Below are 13,014 nucleotides of genomic sequence, written 5' to 3' on the forward strand. Positions count from 1 at the left end.
GAGGAATCCCGTGGTCTACGCAATCGTGCGCAGTGGCGGCACGCAGCAGAAGGTCGCCGTCGGCGACGTCATCGAGATCGACCAGCTCGGCCTGGCCCAGGGCGAGGCGGTCTCGCTGCCGGCCGTCCTGTACGTCGACGGTGACACCGTCACGGCCGACGCCGACTCGCTCTCCCAGGTCTCCGTGACCGCCGAGGCCATCGGTGGCACCAAGGGCCCCAAGATCACCATCCAGAAGTACAAGAACAAGACCGGCTACAAGAAGCGCCAGGGGCACCGTCAGAAGTACACCCAGGTCAAGATCACCGGCATCGCGAAGTAGAGGACTGAACTCATGGCACACAAGAAGGGCGCAGCCTCCACCAAGAACGGCCGCGACTCCAACAGCCAGCGCCTCGGCGTCAAGCGCTTCGGCGGCCAGCTGGTCAACGCGGGCGAGATCATCGTCCGCCAGCGCGGCACCCACTTCCACCCCGGCACCAACGTCGGCCGTGGCGGCGACGACACGCTCTTCGCGCTGTCGGCCGGCTCGGTCGAGTTCGGGACGCGTCGCGGCCGCAAGGTCGTGAACATCGTTCCGGGCGAGTAGCCGGCAGAACATCCGTCGAAGGGGTGGTCCGCGCATGCGGGCCACCCCTTCGACGTCCCTGCACCTTCCTCCCACCCCCGTTCCCAGGAGCACCCGATGGCCGTCCCCACCTTCGTCGACCGCGTGACGCTGCACGTCGTCGGCGGCAACGGCGGGCACGGCATCGCGTCGGTGCACCGCGAGAAGTTCAAGCCGCTCGGCGGGCCCGACGGCGGCAACGGCGGCCACGGTGGCGACGTCATCCTGCGGGTCTCGGCCGACGTGACCACGCTCGTGGACTACCACCACGAGCCGAAGCGCAAGGCCGGCAACGGTGCGCCGGGCGAGGGCGGCAACCGCAGTGGTGGTCATGGTGGCGACCTCGTGCTGAAGGTCCCCGACGGAACGGTGGTGCGCTCCGGCGGTGAGCACGGCACCGGCGAGGTGCTCGCCGACCTCGTGGGCCCCGGCACCGAGCTCGTCATCGCCGCGGGCGGCCGAGGTGGTCTGGGCAACGCGGCCCTGGCGTCGGCCAAGCGCAAGGCGCCCGGCTTCGCCCTCAAGGGAGAGCCGGGCCAGGAGCGCACGATCGTGCTGGAGCTCAAGGTCGTGGCCGACATCGGTCTCGTCGGGTTCCCCAGCGCCGGCAAGTCCAGCCTCATCGCCGCCCTGTCACGCGCCCGGCCCAAGATCGCCGACTACCCGTTCACCACCCTGGTCCCGAACCTGGGCGTCGTCACCGCGGGGTCGACCACGTTCACCGTGGCCGACGTGCCCGGCCTCATCGAGGGTGCCAGCGAGGGACGCGGCCTCGGTCACGACTTCCTGCGCCACGTCGAGCGGTGCGCGGCCCTCGTGCACGTCGTCGACTGCGCGACGGTGGAGCCCGGCCGCGACCCGTTGAGCGACCTCGACGTCATCGAGGCCGAGCTGCGTGCCTACGCCGACGGCCTGGCCGAGGGTGCCACCGGCAAGGACCTGCTCGAGCGCCCGCGGCTGGTGGCGCTCAACAAGACCGACGTCCCCGACGCCGCCCAGATCGCCGAGTTCGTGCGCGCCGACCTCGAGGAGCGCGGCTACGACGTGTTCGACGTCTCCGCCGCCAGCCACGCCGGGCTGCGCGAGCTGTCGTTCGCCATGGCCGAGATCGTCGCGCGCCGTCGCGCCGACGCGCCCTCGCAGGAGATCACCCGCATCGTCCTGCGCCCCCAGGCCGAGGCCGGCGTGGGCCAGGAGTTCACCGTCGACCAGCGCCGCGGCCCCGAGGGCCAGCAGCAGTGGATCGTGCGTGGCGCCAAGCTCACCCGCTGGGTGGGCCAGACCGACTTCAGCAACGACGAGGCGGTGGGCTACCTCGCCGACCGCCTCGCTCGCCTCGGAGTGGAGGCCAGCCTCGCGAAGCTCGGTGCCGAGCCCGGCGACGACGTCGTCATCGGCGGCACGGCCGACCTGGGCTGGGAGGACGCGGTCGTCTTCGACTTCGACCCCACGATCGAGGCCGGTGCCGAGATGCTGGGTCGTCGTGGTGAGGACCAGCGCCTGGACCGCGACGACCGGCGGACGAACGTCGAGCGTCGCGAGGCGCTGGCCGCCAAGCGGGCGCAGGAGGCCGAGTTCCGCGAGCTGCGCGAGCGCGGCGAGGAGCCCGACTGGACCTCCGAGGACGAGGACGCGGACACCGAGGGCACGGGGGCATGACCCGGAGGGTCGTCGTCAAGGTCGGCTCGTCGTCGCTGACGTCGTCGACCGGCCACCTCGACCCGGCCAAGATCGACGTCGTGGTGGAGGCCCTCGCCGCAGCCCGGCGAGCGGGCGACGAGGTGGTGCTGGTCAGCTCCGGTGCCATCGCGGCCGGCCTGGGGCCTCTGGGGCTCACGACCCGTCCCAGGGACCTGCCGACGCAGCAGGCCGCGGCCAGCGTCGGCCAGGGTGCCCTCGTGGCGCACTACTCCGAGCGGTTCGCCGCCCACGGCATCACGGTGGGCCAGGTCCTGCTGACCGTCGACGACGTGACCCGCCGCAGCCACTACCGAAACGCGCACCAGACGTTCGCCAAGCTGCACGAGCTGGGTGTGCTGCCGGTCGTCAACGAGAACGACACGGTGGCCACGAGCGAGATCCGCTTCGGTGACAACGACCGGCTGGCGGCCCTGGTGGCGCACCTCGTGCACGCCGACCTGCTGGTGCTGCTCTCCGACGTCGACGGTCTCTTCACCGGCCACCCGTCGCTGCCCACGTCACGGCCGATCCCCGACGTGCACGGACCCGAGGACCTCCTCGAGGTCGACGTCGCGCGCGTCGGGTCGAAGGTCGGTACCGGCGGCATGGTCACCAAGATCGAGGCCGCGCGGATCGCCACGGGTGCGGGCATCCCGGTGGTGCTGGCCCGGGCCGACCGGGCCGGTGCGGCCGTCGCGGGCGAGGCGGTGGGCACGCGCTTCCACCCCACGGGCCGACGTCGGCCCACTCGGCTGCTGTGGCTCGCGCACGCGAGCGAGACCAAGGGCCAGCTGCACGTCGACGCCGGAGCGGTCGCCGCCCTGACCTCGCGCAAGGCCTCCCTGCTGCCGGCCGGCATCGTCGGGGTCAGTGGCGAGTTCGGCGCCGGGGAGCCGGTCGACGTCGTGGGGCCCGACGGCCAGGCGGTGGCCCGCGGGCTCGTGAACTACGACAGCGGGGAGCTGCCCAGCCTCATCGGCCGGTCGACGCACGCGCTGGCCGCCGAGCTGGGCGCCGACTACGAGCGCGAGGTCGTGCACCGTGACGACCTCGTCGTCCTCTGACCCGACCTGCTGGGCACGCAGGATCCTGCGTCCCCGGGAGTCAGGGCCGGTCGACGTCGACCCAGACGAGCCGGTGGTCCGAGGCCGGGAACGGGAACGTGCCGGTGAGCCGTGACAGGGGGTCGGCCTGCGTGGGCCAGAAGACGCGGGCGTCGCGGATGCGCAGGTCCCGGCTCGGCAGCACGTAGTCGGCTCGGATGTTGCCCGGCGGCTCCGCGAAGTCGGCGGTGTCGAACCTCGGGTCGCCCCGGTGTGCGTCGTTCGCCCCGCCCTGCAGTCGGGCCGCCTCCACGGCACCCTCGCTGGACGGCGTCACCGACGTGTTCACGCGGGGCAGGTCGAGCAGCTGGTTCGCGGCACCGGGGAGGGAGTCGCCGTCGACGGGGTCGGAGTTCAGGTCGCCGGCGACGACGAACGGGGCGGCGGGGGAGAGGCCCCCGCGCCGGCCGCTGTCGTCCCTGATCCAGCGCGCCTGGCGAGGGGAGCCGACGTAGTCCGCCCAGAACCGGATCTCGTCGGCGTTGCGACGGCCGTTGCGGTCCTCGGGGCCGTCGAAGACCGGCGGCGTCGGGTGGCTGACGAGCAGGTGGACCGACCGACGGCCGACCTTCACGGGCACGTCCCAGTGGGACTTGCTCGACAGGCGCAGGACGTCGACGGCCTCGGGGGAGTAGTAGCCGGACGGCATGCGGTTGCCCGGCATGTCCTTCCACAGCTGCTTCTGGAACGTGCGGATCCGCTTCGCGTCGATCGGGTAGCGGCTCAGCACCGCCATGCCGTACTGGCCGGGGAACGCGCCGAAGCCGTACGCGTCGTCGGGACCGTCCGTGGTCCCGTCGCCGTTCAGGTCGAGACCGGTCGGGACGCCCGTGTTGACCGGCGCCGTGAACGTGTACCGGTAGCGGATCGGCTCCGCCCCGTTCCAGCCCCGCGCCAGGTAGTTCCGCGCGAGCAGACGCAGCGCCTCCGGGTCGTGGTCGACCTCCTGCAGCACGAGCACGTCGGGCCGGGCGCGCTGGATCGTCTCGGCGACCGCCCGCGCCTGGGCGTTCGCGTCGGTGGTCAGGTCGCGCCGCAGGTCGCCCTCGGCCGGCCGGTTGAGCGAGGCGTTGAACGTCGCGAACCGCACCGACGGCTCGTGGCCGGGACCGTGGTGGCCACCGCCGTGGGCCTCGGCGGGCGACGACGTGGAGGGCACGGCCAGGACGGTACCGCCCAGGACGAGGGCGAGTGCGAGGGCGAGGCGTCGTGCCGGTGCGCGCCCGCCGCGCGTGGTGAAGGGTCCCCGAGTCATGCGCGGCACTGTTCCAGGCGCGGGTGAACGACGGGTGACGTCCCCCGCCCTCGCTACGATCGGGGCGTGAAGGAACAGGTGCACGAGCTCGCCCGACGGTCGCGGACCGCCGCCCGGACCCTCGCTCTCGCGTCGCGGGCGCAGAAGGACGCTGCCCTGCTCGCGATGGCCGATGCGCTCGTCGCCGCCAACGAGCGGATCGTGGCCGAGAACGCGGCCGACGTCGAGACCGCCCGCGCCGACGGCACCCCCGAGAACGTGATCGACCGCCTGCTCCTGGACGCCGACCGGGTGGCGGCCTTCGCACAGGGCGTGCGCGACGTCGCCGCCCTTCCCGACCCCGTCGGCGAGGTCGTCCGCGGGTCCACGCTGCCCAACGGCCTGCGGCTCGAGCAGCTGCGTGTGCCCATGGGCGTCATCGCGATGATCTACGAGGGCCGACCCAACGTCACCGCCGACGCCGCTGCCATCTGTCTCAAGGCCGGCAGCGCGTCGTTGCTGCGGGGGTCCCGGTCCGCGGCCCGGTCCAACGCCGCGATCGTCGACGTCATGCGCGACGCGATCGCCGCCGCCGGTCTGCCCGCCGACGTGGTCCAGGCCGTTCCCGCCCACGACCGCTCCAGCGCCACGGAGCTGATGCAGGCACGTGGGCTCGTCGACCTGGTGATCCCGCGCGGGGGAGCCGGGCTGATCCGTACCGTCGTCGAGCAGTCGACCGTACCGGTCATCGAGACCGGGACCGGGAACGTGCACGTCTACGTGGACGCCGACGCCGACCTCGACATGGCGCTCGACATCGTGCTCAACGCCAAGACCCACCGCACCAGCGTGTGCAACGCCGCGGAGTCGCTGCTCGTGCACCGCGACGTGGCCGAGGAGTTCCTGCCGCGCGTCACCGAGGCGCTGCAGACCGCGGGCGTGACCGTCCACGGCGACGCAGCCTTCGCCGCCGTCCCGGGCGTGCTGGCGGCGTCCGACCACGACTGGGCCACCGAGTACCTGTCGCTCGACATCGCCGCCGCGGTGGTCGACTCGCTCGACGACGCGGTGGAGCACATCCGCACCTGGTCGTCGGGGCACACCGAGGCGATCGTCACGCGGTCGATCGACGCGGCGCGACGGTTCACCCTGGGGGTCGACTCGGCCGCCGTGATGGTCAACGCGTCGACCCGGTTCACCGACGGAGGCGAGTTCGGCTTCGGGGCCGAGATCGGGATCTCCACCCAGAAGCTGCACGCACGCGGTCCGATGGGCCTGCAGGAGATGACGACCACGACGTACGTGGTGACCGGCGACGGCCACGTGCGCTGAGCATCACGGGGTCGAGCACCACCACGTCGGCCCGCCCTGCCCGCGCTGGTAGATTGCGACCATGCTCGAGTTCCTGGTCGCAGCCGAAGAGTCCGCCGAGGGCGGCCACATCAACCCGTACATCATCGGCGGTGTCGCCCTCGCGATCCTGCTGATCCTGCTGTTCGCGCTGCTGGCCTTCGGCAAGGGTCGCGAGCACTCCTGAGCACGTCAGGGTCCGTGGTCGCCGAGCCCCTGCCCACGCGACGACGTCGCGTCGGCGTCATGGGTGGCACGTTCGACCCGATCCACCACGGCCACCTCGTGGCGGCGAGCGAGGTGCAGTCGTGGTTCGACCTCGACGAGGTCGTCTTCGTGCCGACCGGTCGCCCCTGGCAGAAGGCCGACCGGGAGGTCTCGACCGCCGAGCACCGCTACCTCATGACGGTGATCGCCACGGCGGCGAACCCCCGCTTCGAGGTCAGCCGGGTCGACATCGACCGCGACGGGCCCACCTACACCATCGACACCCTCCGCGACCTGGCCGCGGACATGCCCGACGCCGACCTGTACTTCATCACCGGCGCCGACGCGATGGCGGCGATCCTCACCTGGCGCGACCACGAGGAGCTCTTCGAGCTGGCCCACTTCGTCGGCTGCACGCGCCCCGGGCACGAGATGGACGAGCAGACGCTGGAGGGACTCCCCGTCGAGCGCATCACGCTCGTCGAGATCCCGGCCCTGGCCATCTCGTCGACCGACTGCCGTGTGCGCGTCACGTCGGGCGAGCCGGTCTGGTACCTCGTCCCCGACGGCGTGGTCCAGTACATCGGCAAGCACCGTCTCTACTCCCCGCCCCCCGAGGCGCCCCCAGGGGCCGTCCCGGGAACCGACCCCGACTCCGAGGACTCCCCATGACCGCGTCCGACCGGGCGATCGAGCTCGCCCGCGCCGCCGCCGCCGCCGCCGACGAGAAGCTCGCCACCGAGATCCTCGCCTTCGACGTCTCCGAGCAGCTCTACATCACCGACGTCTTCCTGCTGTGCAGCGCGAGCAACCAGCCGCAGGTGCGAGCCGTGAAGGACGCCATCGAGGAGAAGCTGCTGGAGCTCGGCGCCAAGCCCGTGCGGCGCGAGGGCGAGCGCGACGGCCGGTGGGTGCTCATCGACTTCGCCGAGCTCGTGGTGCACGTGCAGCACAGCGAGGAGCGGGCCTTCTACGCCCTCGAGCGTCTGTGGAGCGACTGCCCGACCATCAGCCTCACGTCGGCATGACGCGTCGGGTCGTGCTCTGGCGCCACGGGCGCACGGAGTGGAACGTCGCGGGCCGGGTGCAGGGACAGACCGACACGTCGCTCGACGACGTCGGACGCGAGCAGGCGCGCGCGGCCGCCGCACGCCTCGCGTCGCTCCGGCCGGTGCGGATCCTCAGCTCCGACCTCGAACGGGCGCGCGACACCGCCGAGGAGCTGTCGCGGGTGACCGGCGTGCCCGTCGAGCTCGACGAGCGCCTGCGCGAGATGAACTTCGGTGAGCGCGAGGGCCTCACGTGGCGCGAGTCGTGGGACCGCTTCCCCGAGCTCATGAAGGCGATGCTGGAGGACCGCGAGGAGCGGTTCCCGCAGGCGGAGCTGCACGCCGAGGCCGGCGCGCGCCTGTCGGAGGCGCTCACCGAGGCGCTCGAGTCGCTGAAGGACGAGCAGACGCTCGTGGTCGTGGCGCACGGCGCGGTGCTGCGGGTCGGGGCCTGCACGTTCCTGGGCTTCCCTGAGGCCACGTGGCGGACGTTCGCCGGGCTCTCGAACTGCTCCTGGATCGCGCTCGAGCAGATCTCGCCGGCGCACGGGACGCGCTGGCGGCTCACGGAGTGGAACGCCGGCACGCTGCCCGAGCCGGTCATGTCCGACGACGAGTGACCCCGGTTTGAGTCGCTCCGCGGCAGGGTCTAGAGTGTTCACTCGGTGCTCGACCCGGTCGGGTACCACCCGCGAGGGGCATTGGCGCAGTTGGTAGCGCGCTTCCATGGCATGGAAGAGGTCAGGAGTTCGAATCTCCTATGCTCCACTCGAACGAGCGAAGGCCCCCAGTCCTCGAGACTGGGGGTCTTCTTCGTTCCGGCAGGGGCCTTCTCTCGTTCGAATCGGAACCGGTGATTCGGGGAGGAGCGAGCTCTGCGAGCGACGGAGTCTCCTATGCTCCACTCGAACGAGCGAAGGCCCCCAGTCCTCGAGACTGGGGGTCTCCTTCGTTGCCGCGGCGGCTGACTCGGACATGACCTGCGGCTGCGCTTCCTCGGCTCCTCGTGGACCTGCTCCCCGAGAGGGCCTCGACCGGGCAGCCGGTAGGGGGACCGGTCGGGCTCTCGGGTCGCGGCTTGGGCGGTCAGAGGTAGGTGTCGCACGTTTCGTGGGTGTCGGAGGTAGGTGTCGCACCTTTCGACGGTCGCGACAGGTGCGTCACCTACCTCTGACTGCGTCGTTCGGTGCGCCACCTACCGCTGGCGGCCCGGGATCAGGATCGAGCCGAGGACGCACCTGTGTCCCCGGTCGGGGCCGTGGGGGGGGTAGGTAGGCCGCGCTACCCGCGGGGGCGGCGGTAGATGTGCCGCGGATACGCACGGTGTATCCGCGGCGGGCCTACCTGGACGGGCCGGGATACGCGGGCCACCTACCTCTGACGGCCCATCGCCGCGCCGGGCAGGCGGGACGGGCGGGGGCCGGACCGGTCCTGTGGCGCGGGACGCGTGCCCTGGCCGATGATGGCCCCATGACGCTGACCGACACGGACCTCATCCACCTGCGCCGCTGCGTCGTGCTCGCCCGCGAGGCGCTCGAGCGCGGCGACATGCCCTTCGGATCGTTGCTGGTCGGCGCCGATGGCACCGTGCTGCTGGAGGAGCGCAACCAGGAGGGTGGCGGGGACGCGACACGCCATCCGGAGCTCGCGCTCGCCACATGGGCCGGGGCGCACCTGGCGCCGGCTGAGCGAGCCGGCGCGACCGCGTACACGACGGGGGAGCACTGTGCCATGTGCTCCGCGGCTCACGGCTGGGTCGGGCTGGGACGCATCGTCGTCGCGGTGCGAGCCACGCAGCTCACCGAGTGGCTCGACGGATGGGGGGAGCCCGCCCCGCCTGTGGCCACCTTGCCCATCGAGCAGGTGGTGCCGGGAGTCGTGGTCGACGGTCCCGCCCCCGAGCTCGCCGACGAGATGCAGGCGCTGCACCGGGCCCGCGTCGAACGTGACCGCGCGCGGCGGTGAGCACCGCACCGCGCACCTGATGTTCGCGTGTCGTTTCTTGACTCGTTCAAGAAAGTGGCTACAGTCGGGGGCATGACGTCGATCGAGGCACCCGAGCTCCTGAGGGAGGCGGGACTGCGCGTCACGCGCCCCCGGGTGGCCGTCCTCGACGCGCTCGAACGGACGCCGCACGCCGACACCGCCACCGTCATCGACGCCGCCCGGACCCTCGTCCCCGACGTCTCGCACCAGGCGGTCTACGACACGCTGGCCGCCCTCACCCAGGTGGGGATCGTCCGGCGCATCCAGCCGCACGGCCACACCGCACGCTACGAGCGACGCGTGGGGGACAACCACCACCACGTGGTGTGCCGCGGCTGCGGCGACATCGCCGACGTCGACTGCGCCACGGGCGAGGCCCCCTGCCTCGTCCCCTCGTCCGACCACGGCTTCGTCATCGACGAGGCCGAGGTCATCTTCTGGGGCACCTGCCCCTCCTGCGCCGCCTGACTCCCGCGTCATCGACGCGGACCGCCCGACCTGTCCAACCCCGTGAGAGGAACCCACGTGAGCGAGCACGACAAGCCCGACGCCGAAGTCGGCGAGATGAACGAGCCGGACCACGCCAAGGGCGCTGCCGGAGGCGGCTGCCCCGTCGCGCACGAGTCACTGCCCCACCCCACCCGCCAGGACGCGAACAAGGTCTGGTGGCCCGAGGGCGTCAACCTCAAGGTCCTGGCGAAGAACCCCGCCGTCGCGAACCCGCACGGCGAGGACTTCGACTACGCCGCCGCCTTCGAGTCCCTCGACCTCGCCGAGGTCAAGCGCGACATCGAGCAGGTGCTCACCACCTCGCAGGACTGGTGGCCGGCCGACTTCGGCCACTACGGCGGCCTCATGATCCGCATGGCCTGGCACAGTGCCGGCACGTACCGCGTGCACGACGGCCGCGGCGGCGCCGGTGCCGGTCAGCAGCGCTTCGCCCCGCTCAACAGCTGGCCCGACAACGGCAACCTCGACAAGGCCCGCCGCCTGCTCTGGCCGGTCAAGAAGAAGTACGGCAAGAACCTCTCCTGGGCGGACCTCATGGTCCTCACCGGCAACGTGGCGCTGGAGTCCATGGGCTTCGAGACCTTCGGCTTCGCCGGTGGTCGCGAGGACGTGTGGGAGCCCGACGCCGACGTGTACTGGGGCCCGGAGACCACGTGGCTCGGTGACGAGCGCTACTCCGGCGACCGCGACCTCGAGAAGCCGCTGGCCGCCGTCCAGATGGGCCTCATCTACGTCAACCCCGAGGGCCCCAACGGCAACCCCGACCCGATGGCGTCGGCCCGCGACATCCGCGAGACGTTCGGTCGCATGGCGATGAACGACGAGGAGACCGTCGCCCTGATCGCGGGAGGTCACACCTTCGGCAAGACCCACGGTGCTGCCGACCCCGACGCCCACGTCGGTGCGGAGCCCGAGGGCGCTCCCATCGAGCAGCAGGGCCTGGGCTGGAAGAACTCCTTCGGCACCGGCCACGGCAACGACACCATCACGTCGGGCCTGGAGGTCACCTGGACCACCAAGCCGACGCAGTGGACGAACGACTACCTGGAGATCCTGTTCGGCTACGAGTGGGAGCTCTCCGAGAGCCCGGCCGGCGCGGCGCAGTGGGTCGCCAAGGACGCCGAGGCGATCATCCCCGACGCCCACGGTGGTCCGAACCGCAAGCCCACGATGCTGACCACCGACCTGGCGCTGCGTGTCGACCCGGCGTACGAGAAGATCTCGCGCCGCTTCAAGGACGACCCGGCCGCGTTCGCCGACGCCTTCGCGCGGGCCTGGTTCAAGCTGACGCACCGTGACATGGGTCCGATCCAGCGCTACCTCGGCCCGGAGGTCCCCTCCGAGACGCTCATCTGGCAGGACCCGCTGCCCGAGGCCACCGGTGCGCCGCTCGACGAGGCCGCGGTCGCGGACCTCAAGCAGCGCATCGCCGACTCCGGCCTGAGCGTGACCGACCTCGTGAGCACGGCGTGGGCCTCGGCCTCGACGTTCCGCAGCAGCGACAAGCGCGGCGGCGCCAACGGCGCTCGCGTGCGCCTCGAGCCGCAGATCGGCTGGGAGGTCAACAACCCCGGCGAGCTGCGTCGGGTGCTCGGCGTCCTCGAGGGCATCCAGGCGGACTCCGGCACCTCGGTGTCGCTGGCCGACCTGATCGTCCTCGCCGGTGGCGTCGGCATCGAGCAGGCCGCCAAGGCGGCCGGCCGTGAGATCGCGGTCCCGTTCACCCCGGGCCGCGTCGACGCCACGCTCGAGCACACCGACGTCGAGTCCTTCGAGTGGCTGGAGCCGCGTGCCGACGGGTTCCGCAACTACCTCGGCAAGGGCAACCGGCTGCCGGCGGAGCACCTGCTCGTCGACCGCGCGAACCTGCTCGGCGTCAGCGCCCCGCAGATGACGGCCCTCGTCGGCGGTCTGCGCGCCCTCGGCGCCACCTACGACCGGTCCACGCTGGGCGTCCTGACGGACCGCCCGGGCACGCTCACGAACGACTTCTTCGTGAACCTGCTCGACATGGACGTCACCTGGACGTCGGTCGATCCCGAGGCCGGCATCTACGAGGGTCGCGACGCCTCCGGCGAGGTGCGCTGGACCGGGAGCCGCGCCGACCTCGTGTTCGGCTCGAACTCCGAGCTGCGCGCCGTGGCCGAGGTCTACGCGAGCGACGACGGTGCCGACGCGTTCGTCGACGAGTTCGTCGGGGCCTGGGTCAAGGTCATGGAGGCCGACCGCTTCGACGTGCAGCGCTGAGCGAGGAGCACGACCCGCGAGGGGCTCGGACCACCACGGTCCGGGCCCCTCGTCGTGTCGATCCGGCCTGTCGGAGCTCGCGCCTACGCTCACCGCATGGGACGCATCGTCTACGACACGGCCACGAGCCTCGACGGCTGGATCGCCGACGAGCAGCACTCCCTCGACTGGCTGTTCGCCGTCGACGGCGGCGAGCAGCCCGAGGAGGGGCTCCTGCCGGCCGACGCGGCGGTGCTGGTGGAGGGGTCCAGCACCTACGAGTGGCTCCTGCGCACCGAGGACGTGCTGGAGCACCCGGAGAAGTGGCAGGGCTTCCACGGCGACCGCCCCACCTTCGTGTTCACCACCCGCGACCTCCCCGTGCCCGCCGGCGCCGACGTGCGTCTGGTGCGTGGTCCCGTCGCCGACGTGCTGCCGCGGATCCGCGAGGCCGCGGCTGGCCGCGACGTGTGGGTCGTCGGGGGAGGGGACCTCGCCGCCCAGTTCCTCGAGGCCGACGCGCTCGACGAGATCGCGGTCTCCGTCGCCCCGGTCACGCTCGGCAGCGGCGCCCCGCTGCTCCCGCGCCGTGTGGAGTCGTCCCGCCTGCGGCTGCGCAGCGCCACGGCCGTGGGGCAGTTCGCGCGGCTGGTGTACTCCGTCGAGGCGTCAGGCCAGGCCCACGGCCAGGGCGACGACGCCGAGCAGAGGTAGCGCTCCCTGGGTGACCGCGGCGCGGGCCTTGTCCGGGCTCGAGAGCAGCAGCACCGCAGCGGCGGCCAGCATCGAGCCCGCGCCGACGAACGCCATCGTGGCCCCGACGACGGTCTCGTCGACGGCCACGAGGATCACGCCTGCGCCCGCCACGAGAGCCAGGAACAGGTTGTAGAAGCCCTGGTTGTAGGCCAGCTCCCGCGTCGCCTGAGCCTCCTCGACGGTCGTGCCGAAGGTCGCCCGCCCGCGGGCCGAGGTCCACGCGAACGACTCGAGCCAGAAGATGTAGACGTGCAGCAGGGCGGCGAGCCCCACGAGGACCAGACCGACGATGAGCATGGCGACATC

Annotated in this window: 15 protein-coding genes and 1 tRNA gene; 14 read left to right on the forward strand and 2 right to left on the reverse strand. The window is 72.0% G+C overall.

The window, feature by feature from the left end; genetic code table 11:
- The first annotated feature begins 10 nt into the window (after positions 1–10).
- The 4 genes from rplU (at position 11) to proB (ending at position 3,351) form a co-directional block, all read left to right on the forward strand.
- Positions 11–322, forward strand: coding sequence for a 50S ribosomal protein L21 (rplU, locus tag ASF38_RS10870; RefSeq protein ID WP_055965138.1), 312 nt, complete (start codon positions 11–13; stop codon positions 320–322).
- 12 nt (positions 323–334) lie between these two features.
- Positions 335–589, forward strand: coding sequence for a 50S ribosomal protein L27 (rpmA, locus tag ASF38_RS10875; protein ID WP_055965140.1), 255 nt, complete (start codon positions 335–337; stop codon positions 587–589).
- 96 nt (positions 590–685) lie between these two features.
- Entirely contained in the window at positions 686–2,266 is a 1,581-nt protein-coding gene (gene obgE / locus ASF38_RS10880; protein WP_055965143.1) for a GTPase ObgE, read from the forward strand.
- A complete protein-coding gene (gene proB, locus ASF38_RS10885; protein WP_056576017.1) occupies positions 2,263–3,351 on the forward strand; it encodes a glutamate 5-kinase in 1,089 nt (362 codons plus the stop codon). The genes obgE and proB overlap by 4 nt, the downstream gene beginning before the upstream one ends.
- 40 nt (positions 3,352–3,391) lie before the next feature.
- On the opposite strand, the gene ASF38_RS10890 is transcribed toward proB, so the two are convergent.
- Complete coding sequence (locus tag ASF38_RS10890) at positions 3,392–4,645, reverse strand: endonuclease/exonuclease/phosphatase family protein (protein WP_055965151.1); 1,254 nt, start codon at positions 4,643–4,645, stop codon at positions 3,392–3,394.
- Positions 4,646–4,711: 66 nt separating this feature from the next.
- On the opposite strand from ASF38_RS10890, the gene ASF38_RS10895 reads away from it, so the two are divergent.
- From ASF38_RS10895 to ASF38_RS10935, 10 genes are all read left to right on the forward strand, one after another.
- Positions 4,712–5,956, forward strand: a complete 1,245-nt coding sequence (locus tag ASF38_RS10895; protein WP_056576020.1) for a glutamate-5-semialdehyde dehydrogenase — start codon at positions 4,712–4,714, stop codon at positions 5,954–5,956.
- Positions 5,957–6,017: 61 nt separating this feature from the next.
- Positions 6,018–6,161, forward strand: a complete 144-nt coding sequence (locus ASF38_RS18195; RefSeq protein WP_164468780.1) for a hypothetical protein — start codon at positions 6,018–6,020, stop codon at positions 6,159–6,161.
- A gap of 14 nt (positions 6,162–6,175) precedes the next feature.
- The gene (gene nadD, locus ASF38_RS10900; protein WP_200914502.1) at positions 6,176–6,853 is read left to right on the forward strand and encodes a nicotinate-nucleotide adenylyltransferase; all 678 of its coding nucleotides are present in this window, start codon (positions 6,176–6,178) and stop codon (positions 6,851–6,853) included.
- Positions 6,850–7,209: a ribosome silencing factor gene (gene rsfS, locus ASF38_RS10905; protein WP_056576023.1), complete on the forward strand. Its 360-nt coding sequence runs from the start codon at positions 6,850–6,852 to the stop codon at positions 7,207–7,209. Before nadD ends, rsfS begins: the two co-directional genes overlap by 4 nt.
- Positions 7,206–7,850, forward strand: a complete 645-nt coding sequence (locus ASF38_RS10910) for a histidine phosphatase family protein (protein WP_056576025.1) — start codon at positions 7,206–7,208, stop codon at positions 7,848–7,850. Before rsfS ends, ASF38_RS10910 begins: the two co-directional genes overlap by 4 nt.
- Before the next feature lie 75 nt (positions 7,851–7,925).
- A tRNA-Ala gene (locus tag ASF38_RS10915) sits at positions 7,926–7,998 on the forward strand.
- Between the two features lie 702 nt (positions 7,999–8,700).
- A complete protein-coding gene (locus tag ASF38_RS10920; protein WP_056576029.1) occupies positions 8,701–9,195 on the forward strand; it encodes a nucleoside deaminase in 495 nt (164 codons plus the stop codon).
- 72 nt (positions 9,196–9,267) lie between these two features.
- Complete coding sequence (locus tag ASF38_RS10925; RefSeq protein WP_056576032.1) at positions 9,268–9,684, forward strand: Fur family transcriptional regulator; 417 nt, start codon at positions 9,268–9,270, stop codon at positions 9,682–9,684.
- A gap of 96 nt (positions 9,685–9,780) precedes the next feature.
- The gene (katG, locus tag ASF38_RS10930) at positions 9,781–11,973 is read left to right on the forward strand and encodes a catalase/peroxidase HPI (RefSeq protein WP_156364845.1); all 2,193 of its coding nucleotides are present in this window, start codon (positions 9,781–9,783) and stop codon (positions 11,971–11,973) included.
- A 96-nt stretch (positions 11,974–12,069) separates the two neighbouring features.
- A complete protein-coding gene (locus ASF38_RS10935; protein ID WP_056555262.1) occupies positions 12,070–12,666 on the forward strand; it encodes a dihydrofolate reductase family protein in 597 nt (198 codons plus the stop codon).
- On the opposite strand, the gene ASF38_RS10940 is transcribed toward ASF38_RS10935, so the two are convergent.
- Positions 12,622–13,005 (reverse strand): DUF1304 domain-containing protein, encoded by a 384-nt coding sequence (locus ASF38_RS10940; RefSeq protein ID WP_056555265.1) that lies wholly within the window; start codon positions 13,003–13,005, stop codon positions 12,622–12,624. The two genes, ASF38_RS10935 and ASF38_RS10940, sit on opposite strands and share 45 nt — an antisense overlap.
- Positions 13,006–13,014: the final 9 nt, after the last annotated feature.

Source organism: Aeromicrobium sp. Leaf272 (assembly GCF_001422865.1).
Lineage (GTDB): Bacteria > Actinomycetota > Actinomycetes > Propionibacteriales > Nocardioidaceae > Aeromicrobium.

Excerpts from the sequence above, each read along its gene's own strand:
- ASF38_RS10940 (WP_056555265.1), bottom strand. The coding sequence starts at position 13,005 with ATGCTCATCGTCGGTCTGGTCCTCGTGGGGCTCGCCGCCCTGCTGCAC.
- rpmA (WP_055965140.1), top strand. The coding sequence starts at position 335 with ATGGCACACAAGAAGGGCGCAGCCTCCACCAAGAACGGCCGCGACTCC.
- obgE (WP_055965143.1), top strand. The coding sequence starts at position 686 with ATGGCCGTCCCCACCTTCGTCGACCGCGTGACGCTGCACGTCGTCGGC.
- ASF38_RS10925 (WP_056576032.1), top strand. The coding sequence starts at position 9,268 with ATGACGTCGATCGAGGCACCCGAGCTCCTGAGGGAGGCGGGACTGCGC.
- ASF38_RS10910 (WP_056576025.1), top strand. The coding sequence starts at position 7,206 with ATGACGCGTCGGGTCGTGCTCTGGCGCCACGGGCGCACGGAGTGGAAC.
- ASF38_RS10920 (WP_056576029.1), top strand. The coding sequence starts at position 8,701 with ATGACGCTGACCGACACGGACCTCATCCACCTGCGCCGCTGCGTCGTG.
- rsfS (WP_056576023.1), top strand. The coding sequence starts at position 6,850 with ATGACCGCGTCCGACCGGGCGATCGAGCTCGCCCGCGCCGCCGCCGCC.
- katG (WP_156364845.1), top strand. The coding sequence starts at position 9,781 with ATGAACGAGCCGGACCACGCCAAGGGCGCTGCCGGAGGCGGCTGCCCC.
- ASF38_RS18195 (WP_164468780.1), top strand. The coding sequence starts at position 6,018 with ATGCTCGAGTTCCTGGTCGCAGCCGAAGAGTCCGCCGAGGGCGGCCAC.
- ASF38_RS10935 (WP_056555262.1), top strand. The coding sequence starts at position 12,070 with ATGGGACGCATCGTCTACGACACGGCCACGAGCCTCGACGGCTGGATC.
- ASF38_RS10890 (WP_055965151.1), bottom strand. The coding sequence starts at position 4,645 with ATGACTCGGGGACCCTTCACCACGCGCGGCGGGCGCGCACCGGCACGA.
- proB (WP_056576017.1), top strand. The coding sequence starts at position 2,263 with ATGACCCGGAGGGTCGTCGTCAAGGTCGGCTCGTCGTCGCTGACGTCG.